This window comes from Jiangella alba (assembly GCF_900106035.1).
GTDB lineage: Bacteria > Actinomycetota > Actinomycetes > Jiangellales > Jiangellaceae > Jiangella > Jiangella alba.
In genome coordinates this window covers 938612-957917 of the sequence record NZ_FNUC01000004.1, presented here as the reverse complement: position 1 = coordinate 957917, position 19306 = coordinate 938612, and the positions used below count along the sequence as shown (strand labels likewise).

Sequence of the window (19306 nt, the reverse complement as noted above, 5' to 3'; positions counted from 1 at the left end):
ATCACCTGTCAGTCACCGGTACGGTTGCCGTGGCGCATGGGGGATCGGAGGGGTGAGAGCTGGTGGGCCGGGCGCGGCTTGAGGTCGCACTGCTGGGTCCGGTCGAGGTGCACAGAGACGGGGTCACGATCCCGGTGCCGCCCGGCCGGCCCACCGTCATACTCGCAGCTCTCGCCGCACGTCCCGGCTCCGTCGTCCCCGTCGACGCCCTCGCCGGCTGGCTCTGGCCCGACGACGAGCCGGTGCACCCGCGGGCGGCCATCCAGACCCACGTCGCGCGGCTGCGGGCGGCCCTCGGCGACGGCTTCGTCCAGGCCGCCGGCGACGGCTACCGCCTCGACCTCCCGCCCGAGGCCGTCGACGTCAGCCGGTTCCGCGAGCTGGTCGCGGCCGGCCGCGACGCCGAGCCGGCCACCGAGCTGACGCTGCTGCGTGAGGCGCTGGCGCTCTGGCGCGGCGACCCGCTGGCCGGGCTCAACCCCGACGACCTCGAGAAGGCGACCGCGCCGCTGCTGGTCGAGGAGCTGCTGTCGGCTACGGAGCGGATGAACGAGCTCCGGCTGCGGCTCGACCGCACCGACGAGGAGTTCGTGCCGTCGCTGCGCCGCCTGGTCGCGGCGCACCCGTGGCGGGAACGGCTCTGGGCGCAGCTCATGCTCGCGCTCTACCGCCAGGGCCGGCAGGGCGACGCGCTCGCGGCGTACCACGAGGTCGTCACGGTGCTGCGCGACGAACTGGGCATCGATCCCGGTCCCGAGCTCACCGACCTGCACCGGCGCATCCTCGACACCGACCCGACGCTGCTGGCGGCGGCGCCCGGCACGGCGAACGGCTCCGGCGCCGCCGCGGCGGCCGGTGCGGCGGCGCCCGTGGTGCGCCCGCCGGTGCAGCTGCCACGGTCGACGGCGCAGTTCGTCGGCCGCGAGCACGAGATCGACCTGCTCACGGCCGTGCTGTCGGAGAACCGGTCGTGGGCCCGGCTGGGACTGATCTCGGGGCCGGGCGGGTCGGGGAAGACCACGCTGGCCCTGCACGTCGGGCATGCGCTGCGCGAGGCGCACCCCGACGGCCAGCTGTTCGCGGAGCTGCGCGGGTCCACCGTCCCCGCCGACCCCGCCGAGGTGCTGGCCGAGTTCCTGCGCGCGCTGGCCACCCCCGAGGAGGAGATCCCGGCGACGCTGGACGAGCGGGCCGCGCTGTTCCGCTCCGCCTGCGCGCACCGCCGGCTGCTGGTGGTGCTCGACGACGCCAGCGACGCCGCCCAGCTGACGCCGCTGCTGCCCGGCGCCGGCGGCTGCAGCGTGCTGGTCACCAGCCGGCCGCAGCTGAGCATGATCCCGGCCGACGTGCAGATCGACCTCGCGCTGTTCTCCGACGAGGACGCCTACGAGCTGCTCGAGTCGATGGTCGGCCCGGCGCGCCTGGCCGCCGAGCCCGACGCGACGGCGCTGGTCGTCAGCGCGTGCAAGGGGTCGCCGCTGGCGCTGCGCATCGCCGGTGGGCGGCTGGTCACCCGGCCGGCGTGGCCGATCGACCACTTCGCCGAGCGGTTGCTGACCAGCCGGCTCGACGAGCTCGAGATGGGCGACCTCAGCGTGCGGTCCATGCTGACGGCGTCCGTGCAGGGCCTCGACCCCGCCGTCGCGTTCCGGTTCCGGCTGCTCGCGGCCGTCCCCGGTCCCACCGTCGACGTCGAGACCGCGGCCGCCACCTGGGACGTCGCCGCCGACGACGCCCGCGGCGTGCTCGAGCACCTGGTCGACGTCCGGCTGATCGACTCCTCCGCGCCCGACGAGTACCGCTGGCACGACCTCGTCGACGACCACCTGCGTGCCGTCGCCGACTCCCACCGCGTCATCGCCGCCCGCCGCCGCCTCGTCCGCTACTACCTGCGCTGCCTGCACAACCTGTGGCCGGTGCTGCGGCCGGGCAGCGACGGCGTCGAGCCCGGGCCGTGGTTCCCGCACGAGGTGGCCGGGCGCTCGTTCGCCGACCGCGCCGAGATCCACGCCTGGCTGCACCCGCACACCGCGCTGATGACGTCGCTGGGCCTGGCCGGCCTGCACGCCGACCAGCAGGACGTCGTCGACGAGTCGGCGGCGCTGCTGCTGGCGCTGGCCCGGGCGCGGTACGAGTGCTGCCGCGAGGCGCACACCGAGGACCTCTCGCGGGCCGTCCTGGACGTCCCGGCCAAGCTCGGCGACCCGGTGCTGACGGCGCGCGCCTGGCACGCGCTGGCGCTGTCGCTGGGCGCACAGAGTCGCCGGCAGGAGGCGCTGGAGGCCGGCGCTCGCGGCCTGGCCGTCCGCCGCGAGCTCGGCGACCGGTACGGCGAAGTGATCATGCTGCACAACATGGCCGTCTGGCACGAGCTGGACGGCCGCTACGACGAGGCGGCCGAGCTGTTCGAGCGGTGCGCCGAGGCCGACGACGTCCTGTCCCCGGAGGTGCGGCGGCGCTGCCGGCGTAACCTCGCCCACGTGCAGATCAGCCGGGGCCGCTTCGACGACGCGCGGCGCCACCTCGAGCTGACCGGTGCGGACCTCGGCGACGAACCCGGCGTCGAGCTGTTCGACCAGCTGGTGGCGCTCGCCCACCTCGCACTCGAGACCGGCGCCGACGACGACGCCGTGGCCGGGTTCCAGCGCGCCGTCACGGTCGCCGTCGAGCTGGGCTCGGTGCCGCTGCAGGCCACCGGGCTGGTCAAGGAGGCCAACGCGCTGCGCCGGGCCGGCCGCGACGGCGGCGGACCGGCCGCCCGGGCGGCGGCGCTCGCCCGCGAGGGCCACCTCACCGACGTCGAGGCCGAGGCGCTGGCCGAGCTGGGCCACAGCCGGGCCGGCGCCGGCGACGCCGAGGCCGCCCTGACCCACTGGACCGCGGCGCTGCGCATCTTCGAGTCGCTCGACTCGGCGCGCGCCGCCGAACTGCGCGACCTGGTGGCGGAGCGGCCGTGACCCACACCCGTGACCTCGAGGCCGGGCCGCACGGCGGTCCGGGCGAGGTCGCGGAGCCCGGCGCCCAGCTGGACATCCGGCTGCTCGGCGCCGTCGAGGTGCGCCGCGACGGCCAGCCGGTGCCGGTGCCGTCCGGGCGGCCGGCGGTGGTGCTCGCGGCGCTGGCGCTGCGTCCTGGCGGGGTCGTCTCGCACGGCACGCTGGCCCGGCTGCTCTGGCCCGACGCGCAACCCGAGCACCCGCGGGCCGCGCTGCAGACGCACGTCACCCGGGTGCGGGCGGTGCTGGGCCGCACCGCGGTCGAGTCCACCGGCGACGGCTACCGCCTCGAGCTGCCGCCCGACGTCGTCGACGTGACACGGCTGCGCGGGCTGTCCGCGGCGGCGCGCGCCCTCGGCGACCTCCCCGGGCGGCTGGCCCTGCTGGACCAGGCGCTGCTGCTGTGGCGGGGCAACCCGCTGGCCGGCCTCTGGCCCGACGTCCTGACCCGCCAGACGGCGCCGTCGCTGCTGGACGAGGTGCTGTCGGTGGCCGAGCGGGCGCACGAGCTGCGGCTGGCGCTGCACGGTCCCGACGACGGCGTCATCCGCGAACTGAGGGCGCTGGTGAACGCGTACCCGGAGCGCGAGCGTGCCGCCGGCCAGCTGATGATCGCGCTCTACCGCGAGGGCCGTCAGGGCGACGCGCTCGGCGTCTTCCACGGCACCATCCAGGCGCTGCGTGCCGCCGGACGCCGTCCCGGCCCGGAGCTGGCCGCGCTGCACGCCCGGCTGCTCACCGGCGACGACCTCGCCGCACCCGACGACGCCCGGGGCCTCGCCGCGGCGCCGTCCGGGCCGTCCGCCGAGCCGAGGCCGGCGCCCGTCGCCGTGCCCGCCGGTCCGGGCACCCGGCCCGCTCAGCTGCCGTCCCGGCCGCCGTCCTTCGTGGGCCGCGCCGAGGAGGTCGCCACGCTCACCGCCGCCCTGCGCGACGACGCAGCGCCCGCGGGCCGCTGCCGGACGGTGGTCGTGTCCGGCCCCGGCGGCACCGGCAAGACGACGCTGGCGCTGCGCGTGGCGCACGAGGTGCTCGACCGCTACCCCGACGGCCAGCTCTTCGCCGACCTCCGCACCAGCAGCGACGCCGCCGCGCTCGGCACCGACGCGCTGGCCGGGCTGCTGCGCGCGCTCGGCGTCGGCGGCCCTGACCTCCCGCCGTGCCCGCTGGAGCGCGCGGAGCTGTTCCGGCGCCTGTGCACCGGCCGCCGGCTGCTGGTGCTCATGGACGACGCCGACCCCGACACCGTCGGTTCGCTGCTGCCGGCGGAGTCGGGGTGCGCCGTCATCGTCACCAGCCGGCGGCGGATCCCCGACCTCCCCGCCGACGCGCGGGCCGACCTCGGCATGTTCTCCGAGCCGGAGGCACGCGAGCTGCTGGCGTCCGTCGTCGGCGCCGACCGCCTGGCCGCCGAGCCCGGCGCCACGACCGCCGTCCTGGACCGGTGCGCGGGGTCGCCACTGGCCGTCCGCATCGCCGCGGGCCGGCTGGCCACCCGCCCGGCGTGGCCGATCGAGCACTTCGCCGGGCGGCTGAGCGACGGCGACCGCCTCGGCGAGCTGCGGGCCGGCGGGCTGGCCGTCCGCGCGATGCTCGACGCCACCTACGTCAGCCTGCAGCCCGTCCAGGCACAGCGATACCGGCTGCTGGCGGCGCTGACCGGCGCCACCGTCGAGGCCGAGACCGCCGCCGTCGTCTGGGAGGTCGACGTCGACGACGCGCGGCGGCTGCTGGACCGGCTGGCCGACATCCGGCTGCTCGAAGCCGCCCCCGGCGGCGGCTACGGCTGGCACGACCTCGTCGACGACCACATCCGCGCCGTGGCCGACCCGGTCGCGGCCAAGGCGGCGCGGCATCGGCTGCTCGGGCACCTGCTGCTGACGCTGCGCAACGCCCGGCTGCGGCTGCGTCCCGTCGACAGCGTTCCCGGGGTGCCGGAGCCGCCCGACGACTGCCCGCCTGGACGGCCGTTCGCCGACCGGTCCGAGATCCACGCCTGGCTGCACCCGCGCCGCACCCAGCTGGTCGCGCTGGCCCGGGCCGAGCTGGCCGCCGGCGAGTACCCGGCGGTCGACCACGCGGCCGGGCTGCTGGTGCTGCTCGACGCGGTCGCGCGCGAGTGCTGCGACAGCGGCGACGACGAGGAGGCGGCGCGGACGGTGCTCGCCGCGGCCACGCCGCCGTCGCATCCCGGCATCACGGCCGCCGCGTGGACGAACCTCACGCTGACCCTGGCGGCGCAGCACCGGCTGGACGAGGCGGTCGCGGCGGCCGACCACGCCGTCCGGCTGCGCCGCGAGCTGGGCGACCGGTACGGCGAGCTGATCATGTTCGAGAACCAGGCCTGCATCCACGTCGAGGCGGGCCGCTACCAGGACGCCGTCGACGTCATCGCGGCCTGCGTGGCCGACCGCGAGTTCCTGTCGGCCCAGGTCCGGGCCCGCTGCCTGCGCACCCGCGCCCGGGCGTATGCCGGACTCGGCCGGTGCGCCGACGCCCGCGCCGACCTCGCCGCCGCCGACGCCGTCGAGACCCCCGCGCCGGTGTCGTACGACGCGCACTACGCCGCGGCGGTGACGACCGCGGTGCACCGGGCCGCCGGCGACCGCGACGCGGCGCTGCGGTCGTGCCGGCAGGCGGTCGACATCGCCGTCGCGCTCGGCTCGACGTGGATGCGGGCGCTGTCGCTCCTGGACACCGCGCGGACGCTGCGCCACTTCGGCGCCGACGGGCGCCGGGCCGCCGCCGACGCCGTCGCGGTCGCCGTCGAGAACCGGCACGTCCGGCTGGCCGCGGAGGCCCGGGCCGAGCTGACGCTGGCCGGCGCCGGACGCTGATCCCGGCCTTGTCCGGATTTGCGCTGACAAACGCTATCTCGTTGTTCTCTCGGGAGAATTGTTCCGCGAATTCAATGTGACCAGTTGGCGATGGTGCCCTCACGTCGAGGCGGTCTTGTGTACCGTGATCTCGCCCGGGTTTCCGCACGTCAGACGCCAGATTCCGACTGAATGGGCGATTCCGGGCAACGCCATGTCAAGTGGAGTATTTGGAGAATTTGTGAGCGCAATGCTGCCGCGTCGGCGAGGCGCGGCACGGTTCGCCGGGGTGCTCGTCGCCTCGGCCGTGGTGGGTGGTGGCGTCTTCGCCTCCAGCACCGCGGCCCAGGCCGACGAACAGATCCCGGTGACCGTCCCGACCTTCGCCGCCGACGACTTCATCGAGCTGGCAGCACAGCTGCCGGCCACTCTGCGGGAGGCGATCGAGCGCGATCTCGGCGTCGCTCCCGAGCAGTACCTGGCCAACGCCGAGCGGGCTCGCGCCGCGTCCGACGCGGCCACCGTGCTGCGCGACCGTGGCGTCGACGTTCTCGGCGCCTCGATCGACGGCCAGACCGTCACCATCAATGTCGGCAGCGACTCCGACGCCGCTGCCGTCGAGGCCACCGGCGCCCAGGTCGTCGTCGGCCCGCTGGACGCTCTGAAGACCGAGCGCGAAGTCCAGCCGGCCCGCGACCACAAGGGCGGCTACGGCTACGCGTACCAGATCAGCGAGCCCGACGAGACCGGCGCGTTCGACCTCAGCCGGTGCTCCGTCGGGTTCAGCGGCTACGACCCCGACGGCAACTCGCGGTACCTCACCGCGGGTCACTGCGGCGTCGACGAAGCCACCGGCGAGCAGTTCACCTACCCGGTGCACCACATCGAGCTCGACGGCCCGATCTGGGCCACCGAGGACTGGGCGGCGGAGTTCCCCGGCCCCGACCTCGGCGAGTTCGTGCCGGGCTCGTTCCACTACGGCAACGAGCACGACGGTGGTCTGGTCGACATCACCAACCCCGACTGGACCGCGGTCCCGCAGGTCGCGGGCTGGGGCGGCGGCTCGGGCGCGCCCGACGACGCCTCCGTCACGATCCGCGGCCCGATCGACGCCGTCGCCGGCGCCCAGGCCTGCAAGTCCGGCGCCACCTCGGGCTGGACCTGCGGCGAGGTGCTGGTCCCGGTGCAGAGCACGCCGGTCGGTGAGCAGAACGTCACCGGCTTCATCTTCAACGCCTGCATGCTGGGCGGCGACAGCGGCGGCTCGGTCGTCGTCGGCAACTACGCCCTGGGTGTCAACTCCGGTTCGACGCACGACGGTCGCACCGACTGCGACAGCTGGAACCCGGCGCAGGAGCCCAACAGCGACGGCGACTTCAGCATCGGCTACTCGCTGGCCACCGGCCAGTACAACGCGCTGACGCTGCTGGGCGGCGACTGGGAGCTTGCGGTCGCCGTGGCCACCCCGGTCGTCACCTCGCCCGAGGACGGCGCCGAGACCGGCCCGCGGCCGGCCTTCACCGGCACCGTCGAAGGCGCCCGCTCGACCCACAAGGTCAGCGTGGTCGTCGACGGCGAGACCACCTACGAGGGGCGCGTCAGCGACGACGGCACGTTCTCCGTCGCCGTCACCGACGACCTCGCGCCGGGTGAGCACACCTACGAGGTCACCGCCTCGTACGGCAACTTCTCCCGGTCCGAGACCGTCGAGGGCTCCTTCACCTCCACCGAGGTGCAGGCCGAGGCGCTCACGGTCGCGTCGCCCACCGACGGCCAGACCACCGGCAACGCCCGGCCGAGCTTCACCGGCACCGGCCAGCCCGGCGCCACGGTCACCCTGACCGTCGGCGACGAGACCTACGGCGAGGCCACCGTCGGCGACGACGGCGCCTGGACCATCGAGCCGTCGGCGGACCTGCCGGTCGGCGAGCGGTTCGACGCCACCGTCACGCAGTCCTTCGAGGGTGACACCCAGTCCGCCACGGTCGCCGGCCTCGGCATCACCGTGCCGGCGGTCACCATCGCCGAGCCGGAGGACGGCGCCACCGTCACCGGCGACGTCACGTTCAACGGCACCGTGTACCCGGGTGCCGAGCTGACGCTGGCCATCGAGGGCACCGTCACCGAGTCGTCGGAGCGGGTTCAGACCGCCGCCGACGAGTGGGCCGGCGAGCTCGAGATCGGCGAGGACGGCGCCTGGACGTTCACCCCCGACGAGGCGCTGCAGAACGGTGAGTACACGCTCACCGCCTCCGCGGCCGTCGAGGGCGGCGACCCGGAGCTCACCGCGTCCGAGACCTCGGTCTCCTTCACCGTCGCAGCCGGCGACGACGAGGGCGACGAGGACGGCGACGAGCTCCCCGACACCGGTTCGTCCAACGTCTGGATGATCGTGGTCGGCGTCGCGCTGCTCGCCCTGGGCGGCGCCGCGATCGCGATCCGCGCCCGCCGCAACGGCAGCACCGCCTGACGTCAGTCAGCACCACGGCCCCGGCCTCGCAACCCGCGGGGACCGGGGCCGTTTCCGCGCTGACCAGCAGTGAATGCGCGATGAAAGCGATCTGAAAGCGGGGCTGCCTAGTGTTTGAGCCAGCGCAGGACACGAGGTAGTCCTCCACCGCCTCGCATCCCGCGCTCGCCCACGGGCGCTTCCACGGGGGAGCTGTCCCGGATATAGACCGGCCCCGCAGGTCCGTGCCCGGCCTGCGGGGCCGCCCTATGTCCACCGACGGGACGCCTGCCGCCAGACGGCCGGCGCCTCCGGATTGGTCCGGCCCGCCCGGCGTCGGTCGGTCGCCCGCGTGCCGCACTCCGCGCCCGGCCGCCTCGCCGTTCGTCCGGCCCTGCCAGGCCACCGCCCCGCCGCTCGCCCGGCCGCCGTTCATCCGGCTCTGCCGGCCACCGCCTCGCTGCTCATCCGGCCCCGCGCGCCGCCGCCGCGCCGCTCGTCCGGCCTGGGTCGCCGCCGCTTGCCGGGCTTTCGCGGGCTACACCAGCTCGCCGGGCCCGGGGGCCGCCGCCGCGCTGCTCGTCCGGCCTGGGTCGCCGCCGCTTGCCCGGGCTTTCGCGGGCCGCACCCTCTCGCCCCGGCCCGGGGGCCGCCGCCGCGCCCGCCGCCGGTCACCTTGGCTTGCCGGGCGCCGCCCGGCCGCGCCGTCACTCCGCGCGCTTGGCCAGCTTCTTGGCCTGCTTCAGCGGCATGTCCTTGGTCTCCTCCGGCAGCCGCCACACGTCGATGCCGCCCATGAGGTTGTAGGCGAGGATCTTGATCCGCGGCGCACCGGCCCGCGCCGGTCGCCGGCTGCCACGCTCGCCCGTCCCGCCCATCAGCGAGAACCCGCCGACCTCGACGTCGATGGTGTCGGGCACGTACACGTCCATGCCGCCCATGACGGTGATGGCGACGATCGTCGTGTCGTCGGAGTCGAGCTCGGCGTGGCGCAGGTCGATGTCGTGGCCGCCCATGACGGCGACCGCGTTGATGCGTTCGGCCGCCCGCCACCGGCCGCGCTTCTCCGTTCCGCCCATGAACGCGACGATCCACTTGGTCGCGGAGCGGCGCTGGCCGGAGTCGGAGCGCACGACCGGCCCCGGGCTCGACGCCGGCGCCAGCCCACCCGACCCCGGCAGGTCCGCCGTCAGCCGGGCGAGATCGTCCCTGGTGACGGACCGGTAGGCCAGCCCGATGCGCTCCTCGAGCTCGGCCAGCGTGAGCCGACCCGTCGTCGCGTGCTCCGACAGCGCCTGGACGACCTGCTCGCGCTCGTCGTCGGAGGCGCGGACACCGGGCAGGACGTGCGGCTCCTGGGGCTGGTCGATCGGGTCGGGCTGGGTCGTCATACTGGCCAGGCTAATGCCGCGAGCGAGCGCCGTCGTCCACCGCTCAGTTGACCCGGCGCCGCCGGACCCGCGCCGCCAGACCCCCGCCGTCAGACCCGCGCCGACGGGCAGCGCGCGATCAGCGCCTCCACCACCGCGACGTCGGCCGGCAGCCACGGCACCGCGGCCCACTCGCCGGGACCGAGCCAGCGCAGCTCGTCGTGGTCCTCCAGCGGCGCCGGCACACCGTCGGCGACGACGGCGAGCCACAGCCGCATCGTCAGCCCCGGCCCCAGCGGCCACCGGCCGTCCAGCGGCCCGGTGATCTCGCCACCGACCTCGACGGCGACGCCGAGCTCCTCGCGCAGCTCGCGGTGCAGCGCGTCCAGCGGCCGCTCGCCCGCCTCGACCTTGCCGCCCGGGAACTCCCAGCCGCCGGCCAGTTCCGGTGGTTCGCTGCGCCGCGCCGTCAGCAGCCGCGTCGGCAGCGTGAGGTCGTCGACGATGGCCGCCGCGACGACGAGCCGCTCCTGCTGTTCGCTCATGCGAGACATCTTCGCCGACGGTGCGGCCGCGGAACTTCTTCGGACGGCGTGTTCACCGGTATGACCTCGACGCTCTCGTTCCGTGACCGTCCTTGTTCATGCCGGCTTTCTTGATCGATGTTTGAGACGCGTGGTTCCTGGACAAAACTGGCCGATGGCTACGGAATGTCGGTTCTCAGCGAAATGACCGGGATCTGGTGCGTGCGGCCGGGCCCGGGTGGAAAGGATCTGCCCCCGTGAGCTCGAACCTGCCGCGAAACGGAGAACGGCGCGTCCGGGATGTGCCTCTGCTGGCCCGGGTCGGCGTGGTGCTGCTCGTCGGCTCGCTGGCGATCGCGGGGATCATCCTGGCGATCACGGACGGCCCGCCGGTGCTGCACGCGCGCGCCGACGGCGGGGCACGGGTCGACGACTTCACGACGGGCGAGACGCCGACACCCGACACCGGCACCACGCCGTCCGACAGCCCCACCGAGCCCGGCGAGACCCCGTCGCCGTCCGGGTCCGAGACGCCGTCCCCGGACGAGTCCGACGACGGATCGGGCGGCTCGGGCGACGACTCGAGCGGCCAGGACGCCGAGGACTCCGACGATCACCTCGTCGCGACGACGCCGCCGCGCGAGCCCGACACGCCGCAGCCGTCCGAGCCGACCGACGAGCCGTCGGACGAGCCGTCCGAGGAGCCCTCGACCGAACCGTCCGACGAGCCGACCGACGAGCCGCCCAGCGACGACCCCACGATCCAGCCGCCGGACCAGCCGACCGAGGAGCCGACGCCGCATTACCCCGAGCTGCCGCTGCTGGACCTGTCCAGGTCCGAGGCGCAGCTGCTGGACTCCGCCGAGCAGGCGCGCGCCGACGCCGGCTGCCCGGACCTGCGGATCGACCCGCGGCTCACCACCGCCGCCCGCGAGCACAGCGCCGACATGCGCGACCGGTTCTACTACTCGCACGTCAACCCGGACGGGCAGACGCCGGAGGACCGCGCCGCCGCCGTGGGCTACACCGCGTCGGTGGGCGAGAACCTGGCACGCGGGCTGCGCAACGCCCAGCAGGTCGTGCGCGACTGGGACGGCGAGGAGCGCGACCGGCTGCTCGACTGCTCGTACACGTCCGTCGGCCTCGGCGTGGAGCGCGGGCTGCTCAACTCGTGGTGGACGCTGATGCTCGGCACCGACTGACGGGTTCGGCGGGCCGGAAATTCGTTCGCTCCGCGCCCGGCCGGAGCCTACGGTGTGCAGCGTGAGCACCGACGACCTCGAACCGCTCGCCGTCCGGGCCGCGGCGCCGGCCGTGCTGCCCGACCTGCCCGCCGACGCCGGCCTGACGTGGCGGCCGCTGACGCCCGGCGACATTCCGGCCTGGTTCGCGTTGTGCCAGGTCGTCGACGTCCACGACGACGCGAACGAACGGGTGGCGAAGTCCGAGCTGGCCGACCGGTTCAAGGGTGCCTGGCACGATCCCGTCCGCGACAGCGTCGCCGGCTTCGACTCCGACGGGAACGTCCGGGCCTATGCGTGGTCGGTGTACCGGCCGGTCACCGAGGGCACGCAGGCGCCGGTGCTGTTCGGCGCGGTGCACCCCGAATACCGGCGCCGCGGCCTCGGGCGGGCGTTGCTCGCGTGGTCCGAGGCGCGCGGGCGGCAGCAACTGGCCGCGGCCACGGTGAACCTGCCGGCCCGCATCCGGGTCTACCTCGACGAAGCGCACACCGAGGCGCGCCGGCTGGCCGAAGCGGCCGGCTTCACGCCCATCCGCTGGTACGTCGACATGCGCCGCGACCTCGGCGTCGACCTGCCGGCCGGCCACGTGCCCGACGGCCTGCGCATCGAGCCCTACTCCCGAGACCGCGACGAGGACGTCCGCGTCACGCACAACGAGTCGTTCGCCCGCGACCACTGGGGTTCCAGCCCGTTCGACGCCGAGTCCTGGGCCGTCGATGTCGTCGGCGGCGAGAAGTTCCGGCCCGACTGGAGCTTCATCGCCGTCGAGGAGAGCACCGGGCGGGTCGTCGGCTACCTCATGTCCGGGGCGTACGACCAGGACTGGGAGCCGCAGGGGTTCACCGAAGGCTGGACCGACCTCGTCTCCGTCCGGCGCGAGTGGCGCGGCCGCGGAGTGGCAGGCGCCCTGCTCACGGCCGCCATGCGGGCCTACGCCGCCGGTGGCATGCAGTACGCCGGCCTCGACGTCGACACCGACAACCCGAGCGGCGCCCTCGGCACCTACACCCGGCTCGGCTACGAGCGCCGGCAGGGCAGCCTCCTGCTGACGAAGGAGATCTGAGCCGCCTGCCGCCCGCCTCGGGGCCCGTCTGCCGTCTCGCCGCTTCCCACCCGCCGGAACTGCGAGCGACTGTCAGTTGACCGTCGTCGGCGCTACCATCGGCCTTGATGACCGAGACGACGACGCGCCCGCTGGGCCTGCGCGAGCGCAAGAAGCTCAAGGCGATGCGCCACATCCAGGACGTCGCGCTGGACCTGTTCGACCGCGACGGGTACGCGCACGTCACCATCGAGCGCATCGCCGCTGCCGCCGAGGTGTCGCCGAGCTCGATCTACCGGTACTTCGGCACCAAAGAGATGATCATCCTCTGGGACGAGTACGACCCGATCATGCTCAGCGCCTTCGACGACAAACTGGCCGCACAGGACCCGATCACGGCGCTGCGCGAGGTGCTCACCGACGTCATCACGGCGTCGATGTTCGATCAGGACGAGCGGACCATCCGGCGCCGCATGTCATACATTATGGAAGAGCCCGCGGTGCGCGCCGGCCTGAACCGTCAGGCCGACGAAATGGCCCTCGAACTGCGGACCACCATGGCCCGGCACACCGGACGCGACCCCGAGGGCCTCGAACTGCGTGTCGCCACCGCCGCCCTCATCTCCGCCTTCCTCGAGGCGATCGCCTACTGGCACGCCACCGGCTTCCGCGACTCGCTGCACACCATCGTCAACGGTGCCCTCGACGTTCTCACCCGCGGCCTTCTCGTCGAATAGCTCGCCGGTCGCCCGATCGCTCGGTCGCTCCGCGTCAGCGGGCCAGCCGGGCCCGTTCGAGGAACGTCAGCACGGCGGCGTTGAACGCGGCCGGCTGCTCCATCGCCAGCGTGTGCCCGGTCCCCGGGACGACGGCGCTGGCGGCGAACTGCGCCTCGGCCTCGATGCGGCCGGCGACGGTGTGGATGTCGGACGAGTCGAGGTCGCCGACCAGCACCAGCAGCGGCGTCGTCAGCTCGCGGAGCCGTTCCAGCGCGCCGAGCTCCCGCAGCGCCCCCGTCCCCGCCGCGTGCGCGTCGATGACGTCGCGTGCCATCTTCCGGCACCGCTCCCGCAGCTCCGCGTCCACCGCGCCGGGCGTCCGCTGCGGGCCGTCGACCCAGGCGCGGAGGAAGTACTCCACGTACCCGTCGACGTCGCGAGCCTGCGCGGCCTCGGCCTGCTGCTGCATGAGCGCGAGGATGGCCGGGTCGGTGAACTGCATGCCGCTCACGCCGGGGCTGGCCAGCACCATCATCTCGACGGTGTTCGGGTACGCCAGCGCGAAGTCGATCGCCGTCCGTGCCCCGTACGACAGTCCGACCAGCGACGCCCGGTTCACGTCCAGCCGGGTGAGCAGTTCGTGGAGGTCCTCGTACGCCGCGAAGTCCGACTTCGGCGTGGTCGACTGGCCGTGTCCGCGGGCGTCGTAGCGGATGACCCGGTAGCCGGCGCGGACGAACGGCCCGACCTGGCCGTCCCACATCCGGTGGTCGAGGGATCCGCTGTGCAGCAGGACCAGCGGATGTCCTGCGCCCCGCTCGTCGAAGAACAGCTCGCCGTCGCGGACCGGGACTCGGCCACTGGTCATTGCACGCATCTCCCGTTCGGTCGTCGGTGAACAAGGCGACCTGACGCAAGGTATGACACCACTCGACGACCTCGGTAGCGTCGTCCATCTCGTGGGCATCCCGCGGCTGCGGCCGGGCTTGCAGGACAACTGTGTCGGACCGAGGCGCGATGATGGGCCGGAATGCTCGGTTCGGGTGATCTTTTTCGGATTGACGAGAGGTGGTCGGTGTTCTCGCACGACGGCGACGGGCGGCGCCCGCTGACCGCCGACGCCCTGGCCGACTGGCTCCTCTCCGTCGCCGCCGACGGCCTGCGCCGCGGCCCCGACGCTGTGGTGGCGGGCGTCGAGGCGTTGTCGGCGGCCGCACCCGCCCGCCTCGTCGACGTCGCCCTCGTCCAGGTCCTCCGCGCCCAGGTCGACCGCCTCTGGGCGTCCGGCTGGCTCCCCGTCGACCTTTACGAAGTCACCCGGCGGCAGGCCACGAGCCTCGCCCTGCCCGTCGTCGTCGATGCCATGGCCGACGCCGCCGCTCAGTATCCCCTCGCGACGACGCATCAGCGGTGGACGACGCAGCTGGCCTCGGCCGGCGCGGAGGTGTCGTGGGACCCGGGGGTGCCGTACCCGGCCGGCTGGCCCGACCGTCACGGCAGCTCGCGGCCGGCGCTCGTTGCGGCGGCGGTGGAGTGGGTCGGGCTGGCGCTCCGGCTCCCGGCGTTGCAGGTCATCCTTCCGCCGCCCGGCCAGGCCACCGCTGGCGCCGCCGACGGCCCGGCCCGCAACGCCGGCCGGTCGACCGGTGCGGGCAGCCATACCGCCGGACGAGGCGATGGTGGCGTCGGCGCGGCAGGCGCGAGCGGCGCAGGCGGTGCGGGCGGTGCGGGCGCCGGGGCAGGCGCGACTGCCGCGAGCGGCGCGGAAGGCGCAGGCGGTGCGGGCGGCGGGGCAGGTGCGGGCAGCCGTGCCGCTGGACGAGGCGATGGTGGCGTGGGCGCGACTGGCGCGAGCGGCGCGGAAGGCGCAGGTGGTGCGGGCGGCAGGGTAGGCGAACCGGGTTCCGATCAGACCGGCGGTACGGGCGGCAGAGCCGGCGAGCCGGGTTCCCGCCACACCGGCGGTTCGACCGGTCCCGGCGGCGCTGGCGACCAGACCTCCGGGCGCCGGGGTCCGTCGCCGGAGAAGGTGCTGGGCCGGGTGCGTGCGCTGCTGGCCAAGGCCGAGTCGACGCCGTATCCGGAGGAGGCCGAGGCGTTGTCGGCGAAGGCGCAGGAGCTGATGAGCCGGTACGCCATCGAGGAGGCGCTCGCCGACGCCGTCACGCCGGAGCGTCGCACGGCCGTCGCGTCGGCGCGCCGGATCTGGCTGGATGCGCCGTACCTCGGGCCGAAGACGCTGCTCGTGGCGGAGGTCGGCTCGGCGAATCACTGCCGGACGGTCTCCAGCGAGAAGCTCGGCTTCGTCACGGTCCTCGGCACCGGCATCGACCTCGACGTGGTGGAGGTGCTGTCGACGTCGCTGCTGGTCCAGGCAGCCCGCGCCATGTTGGCGACCGGCTCCCAGTACACCCACCTCGGCACGTCGCGCACGCGCTCGTTCCGGCACTCGTTCCTGCTGTCGTACGCGACCCGCATCGGCGAGCGGCTCCGCGACACCGCCGCCCAGACCGCCGCAGCCGCCGGCACCGACCTCGTCCCCGTCTTCGCCGACCGCACCCGCGCCGTCGACACGCTCTTCGCGTCGCTGTTCAGCACCGCCACCGTCCGCCGCTCGTTCTCGGCCGGCAACGCGGCCGGCTGGGGCGCCGGGCGCAGCGCCGCCGACCGCGCTGTGCTCACGACGGAGCGCCGTGCGGTCCGTCATCGCCGGCCGACCTGAACACCGAACGCTCCCCATGTGCACGGGCGGACGGTCACGGGCGGACTGTCAAGTGGCCTATGGGCTAGTCGGAGCGCTGTTGCCGTCCGGACCGCAACGGGCGTGGCACTAGCCGATCATCGCCGCCCGGCCCGCCAGTCGTCGCTACGCGCGTCCAGGCACCGGCTGCCGCCAGTTTGACCAATCGGTCGGCGGCAGGGGGTCGCGAGCAGGGGCCGCGAGCGGGTGCCGGGGGCAGGGTCGGTTGCGCCACGCCTCGGTGCGGGCGGCGGGCGGCAGGGGGTTGGGAGCGGGTGCCGGGGGCAGGGTCGGTTGCGCCACGCCTCGGTGCGGGCGGCGGGCGGCAGGGGGTTGGGAGCGGGTGCCGGCGGCAGGGTCGGTTGTCCCACGTCCGGGCGCGGGCGGCGGGAGGTTGGGGGCGCGAGCAGGGGTCGGCGGCACGACGGTGGCTGGGTCGGCTGCCCTACACCCCGGTGCGGGGCAGCCGCCCGGCTGCAGTCGTGGCGCGCATCGGGTGAAGGGCGAGTGAGAACGTCGGGGAACCGGCCGCGGGTGTGCCGATCCTGGACTCCTCGACCGTCGCCTACCTAGGCCCCGGTGCGCCGCCCTTCCGGCATAGGCATCACCCCGCTTCCGCGACGTCGGCGAGTTCGACGCGGGCGACGAGCCAGCTGCCGGCGCCGGCGCGGTAGCTGAGGCCGACCGCCAGGACCATGCCGGTGTCGTAGGTCAGCGTGCCCTGCGCATGCTCGGAGGCGGGATCGCCCACGTCGACGCGGACGAGGGTGCCGGTGGGGATGGCGTCGATCGGCACATCGCGGTACACGGCGGCCTGCTCTGGCGTGAGCCACGATGACAGCGACGCGAACCACGCCTCGTGGCCGACGCCGGTGCGGGTGAACGCGAGCCCGAAGCCGCGGGCCACCTCTGACCAGCCCGGCGGCGGCCCATCGTGGCTCGCGCCCGGCTTGTCGCCCGCCGCCGGCTCGTCACCCGCCGCCGACTCGTCGCTCAGCAGCGTGTCGCCGCGGTCCGGTGGCGTGCCGTGGTCCGGTGGCGCGTCGCCATCGTTCGGCGACGGGCTAGCAGGGTTCGCGGGCACGCTGCCGTCACTCGGCGGCGCGTGACCGTCATCGTCGTGCCCAGGCGACGGCGAGGCGTGGCCGTCTGGTGTGCCGTCATGATGGCGTCCATCGGTCCCGGGGCTGCCGGAAACGTCGTCCGGGCCGCCCGGTCCGGCGACCAGGCTCGGTGCGCCGCCGCTCAGGGAGCCACCGGTTCTGCTGCCGGTGCCGGGCGGCAGGATGGCCTCGGAGGACGGGCCGGAGGTGAGGATCGCGCCGATGATCACCACCCCCGCCACCGCAACCGCCACCACCAGCAGCCAGAGCGTGCGCTCGAGCCGTCGATGGCGCTGCGCCGGATCGCGGAACGAGGCCAGCGTGGTCCAGCCGCCGTCGTCCGGTGCGGTCGCCGGGTCGGGCGGCAAGACCCTCCGCGGCGGCCGCACCGGCGCACTGGGGTGAGGCGCGCCGAAGTCAGGAGTGTCGGCCCCGGCCATGTCCGCTCACCCCAATCTGTCGACGCGCCTCACCTTCTATGGGTGCTTTCGTGGGGCCGAATGTGACAGCGGCGGTGAAATTTCAGTGATCGATGTCGGCGGACGCGGCGTCAGTCCAGGCCAACGGCGTCGGCGAGGGCGTCCATCTCCTGGGCGAGCACGGTGGCCGGCTGCAGGCCCATGCCGTTGAACAGGCCGACCGCCTCGATGCTGACGACGCCGTGCAGCCGCACCCACGCCGTCACCACGCCCGCGAGCGCGACGTCCGGCGTCGCAGTCGGGGCCGGGCCGAGGCCGTCGCGGACCCAGTCGGCGACGGCGGGCACGTCGGCGATCCACGCCGCCAGCTCGGCGCGCAAGGCGTCGGCGCGCGGCCACGAGTCGCCGGCGGCCAGGATCTCCAGCAGCGGAGCGAGCACCGCCCGCGCCTTGTCGACGGTGTCGGCCGGCGCCTCGTATCGCGGCACGGGCGTGCCGGCCAGCAGCAGATAGCGGTGCGGCTGCGCCACCGCCCAGTCGCGGTAGGTGCGCGCGACGGCGTGCAGCCGGGCGCGGGCGGGCGACCCGGCCGACGTCGACGCGGCGGCGCTGAGCGCGTCGGCGAGCGAGGCGTAGCTGTCGATGATCAGCTCGGTCAGCAGGTCGTCGCGCCCGGCGAAGTACTTGTAGAGCGCTGGTCCGGAGACGCCGATCTCCTTGGCCACTCCGGTCAGCGTCAGCGCGGCGGCGCCGTCGCGGGCGATCTGCCCGAGCGCGACCTGCTTGATCTCGTCGCGGACCTGCTCGCGGTAACGCTTTCGGCGCTCGACGACCTCGACCACGTGTCCTCCTCGCTGTTGATAGACATCCTAACCTGAGTTACAGTCTCTAACCATCAGTTACAGATCCTAACCACGGAGGAATCATGACAACGGAACTGCACGTCGTGCTGGGCACCGGCCCGGCCGGGACGACGCTCGCGGAGCAGTTGCTGCGCCGCGGCCACACCGTTCGGACCGTCGATCGCCGTGGCACCACTCCGTTGGACGGGGCTCAGCCGTACGCCGCCGACGTCCGCGATCCGGTGGCCGCCGCAGCGGCCGTCGCCGGCGCCGCCGTCGTTTATCACTGCGTGAATGTGCCGTACGAGCGGCAGGTCGAGGTGATGCCGCGCATCCAGGAGTCGGTCCTCGCCGCGGCCGAAGCGACCGGCGCGCGGCTCGTCGTCACCGACACGCTGTATCCGTACGGCCCGACCGGCGGCGAGGCGATGACGGAGGAGACGCCGTGGCGGGCGGTCGCGGTGAAGGGCCGGATGCGCGCCGACCTCGACGGTCGCTACCTCCAGGCGCACCAGCGCGGCCGGGTCCGGGTGACGCTCGGCCGGGCCGCCGACTTCTTCGGCCCGCGGGTGTTCAACTCCAGCCTGGGCGCGGCGGTGTTCCCGGCCGCGTTGACCGGCGAGACCGCGCTGGCCATGGGCGACATCGACCTGCCGCACAGCTACAGCTACATCCGCGACGTGGCAGCCGGGCTGGCGCTGCTCGGCGAGCGGCCCGACGCGGCCGGCCGGGTCTGGCACCTGCCGACGGCTCCGGCGGTGTCGACGCGGCGGGTGCACGAGCTGATCGCCGAGCTCACCGGCCGGCCGCTCTCCGTCGACGTCCTGACCGAGCCGGGGCCGTGGGGCCCGTTCGACGACGTGTTCATGGCCGAGTACGCCGAGCTGTTCTACCAGTACCTCGAGCCGCAGGTCATGGACTCGTCGGCCTTCCATCTGACGTTCGGGGTGCGGCCGACGCCGCTCGCCGACGCCCTGGCCGAGACCGTCGCCTGGTACAGGACGAGCCTGCGCCCGGCCGCCGGCTGACGTCGTCGACGCTG

At 74.5% G+C, this 19306-nt stretch carries 13 protein-coding genes; 8 read left to right on the top strand and 5 right to left on the bottom strand.

Features of this window, described 5'->3' with window-relative positions:
• The first annotated feature begins 107 nt into the window (after positions 1-107).
• The 3 genes from BLV02_RS22275 to BLV02_RS22265 all read left to right on the top strand — a co-directional run bounded on the left by BLV02_RS22275 (position 108) and on the right by BLV02_RS22265 (position 8282).
• Complete coding sequence (locus tag BLV02_RS22275; RefSeq protein ID WP_141711452.1) at positions 108-2957, top strand: AfsR/SARP family transcriptional regulator; 2850 nt, start codon at positions 108-110, stop codon at positions 2955-2957.
• Entirely contained in the window at positions 2954-5833 is a 2880-nt protein-coding gene (locus BLV02_RS22270) for an AfsR/SARP family transcriptional regulator (RefSeq protein WP_069110195.1), read from the top strand. The genes BLV02_RS22275 and BLV02_RS22270 overlap by 4 nt, the downstream gene beginning before the upstream one ends.
• A 229-nt stretch (positions 5834-6062) precedes the next feature.
• Entirely contained in the window at positions 6063-8282 is a 2220-nt protein-coding gene (locus BLV02_RS22265) for an Ig-like domain-containing protein (protein WP_069110194.1), read from the top strand.
• A gap of 686 nt (positions 8283-8968) precedes the next feature.
• Here BLV02_RS22265 and BLV02_RS22260 read toward each other — a convergent pair.
• Together BLV02_RS22260 and BLV02_RS22255 are read right to left on the bottom strand one after the other, a co-directional pair.
• Positions 8969-9652: a DUF1707 SHOCT-like domain-containing protein gene (locus BLV02_RS22260; protein WP_069110193.1), complete on the bottom strand. Its 684-nt coding sequence runs from the start codon at positions 9650-9652 to the stop codon at positions 8969-8971.
• Positions 9653-9741: 89 nt separating this feature from the next.
• Positions 9742-10176: a (deoxy)nucleoside triphosphate pyrophosphohydrolase gene (locus BLV02_RS22255; protein ID WP_141711450.1), complete on the bottom strand. Its 435-nt coding sequence runs from the start codon at positions 10174-10176 to the stop codon at positions 9742-9744.
• A 281-nt stretch (positions 10177-10457) separates the two neighbouring features.
• Here BLV02_RS22255 and BLV02_RS22250 point away from each other — a divergent pair, with 281 nt between their 5' ends.
• From BLV02_RS22250 to BLV02_RS22240, 3 genes are all read left to right on the top strand, one after another.
• Entirely contained in the window at positions 10458-11357 is a 900-nt protein-coding gene (locus tag BLV02_RS22250) for a CAP domain-containing protein (protein ID WP_069110191.1), read from the top strand.
• Positions 11358-11418: 61 nt separating this feature from the next.
• The gene (locus BLV02_RS22245; protein ID WP_069110190.1) at positions 11419-12462 is read left to right on the top strand and encodes a GNAT family N-acetyltransferase; all 1044 of its coding nucleotides are present in this window, start codon (positions 11419-11421) and stop codon (positions 12460-12462) included.
• A 107-nt stretch (positions 12463-12569) separates the two neighbouring features.
• Positions 12570-13178: a TetR/AcrR family transcriptional regulator gene (locus BLV02_RS22240; RefSeq protein ID WP_069110189.1), complete on the top strand. Its 609-nt coding sequence runs from the start codon at positions 12570-12572 to the stop codon at positions 13176-13178.
• A 34-nt stretch (positions 13179-13212) separates the two neighbouring features.
• Here the strand turns inward: BLV02_RS22240 and BLV02_RS36665 are convergent, their stop codons facing one another.
• Entirely contained in the window at positions 13213-14028 is an 816-nt protein-coding gene (locus BLV02_RS36665) for an alpha/beta fold hydrolase (RefSeq protein ID WP_069110188.1), read from the bottom strand.
• A gap of 162 nt (positions 14029-14190) precedes the next feature.
• Between BLV02_RS36665 and BLV02_RS37255 the strand changes: the two genes are divergently transcribed.
• On the top strand, positions 14191-15882 hold the full coding sequence (locus BLV02_RS37255) for a DUF2786 domain-containing protein (protein WP_216094069.1): 1692 nt from the start codon (positions 14191-14193) through the stop codon (positions 15880-15882).
• Between the two features lie 622 nt (positions 15883-16504).
• Here BLV02_RS37255 and BLV02_RS22225 read toward each other — a convergent pair.
• Both BLV02_RS22225 and BLV02_RS22220 read right to left on the bottom strand, forming a co-directional pair.
• Positions 16505-17371: a hypothetical protein gene (locus BLV02_RS22225; RefSeq protein WP_069110186.1), complete on the bottom strand. Its 867-nt coding sequence runs from the start codon at positions 17369-17371 to the stop codon at positions 16505-16507.
• 182 nt (positions 17372-17553) lie between these two features.
• Positions 17554-18264: a TetR/AcrR family transcriptional regulator gene (locus BLV02_RS22220; protein WP_069110185.1), complete on the bottom strand. Its 711-nt coding sequence runs from the start codon at positions 18262-18264 to the stop codon at positions 17554-17556.
• A gap of 83 nt (positions 18265-18347) precedes the next feature.
• On the opposite strand from BLV02_RS22220, the gene BLV02_RS22215 reads away from it, so the two are divergent.
• Positions 18348-19292: an NAD-dependent epimerase/dehydratase family protein gene (locus BLV02_RS22215; protein ID WP_069110184.1), complete on the top strand. Its 945-nt coding sequence runs from the start codon at positions 18348-18350 to the stop codon at positions 19290-19292.
• The last annotated feature ends 14 nt before the right edge of the window (positions 19293-19306 follow it).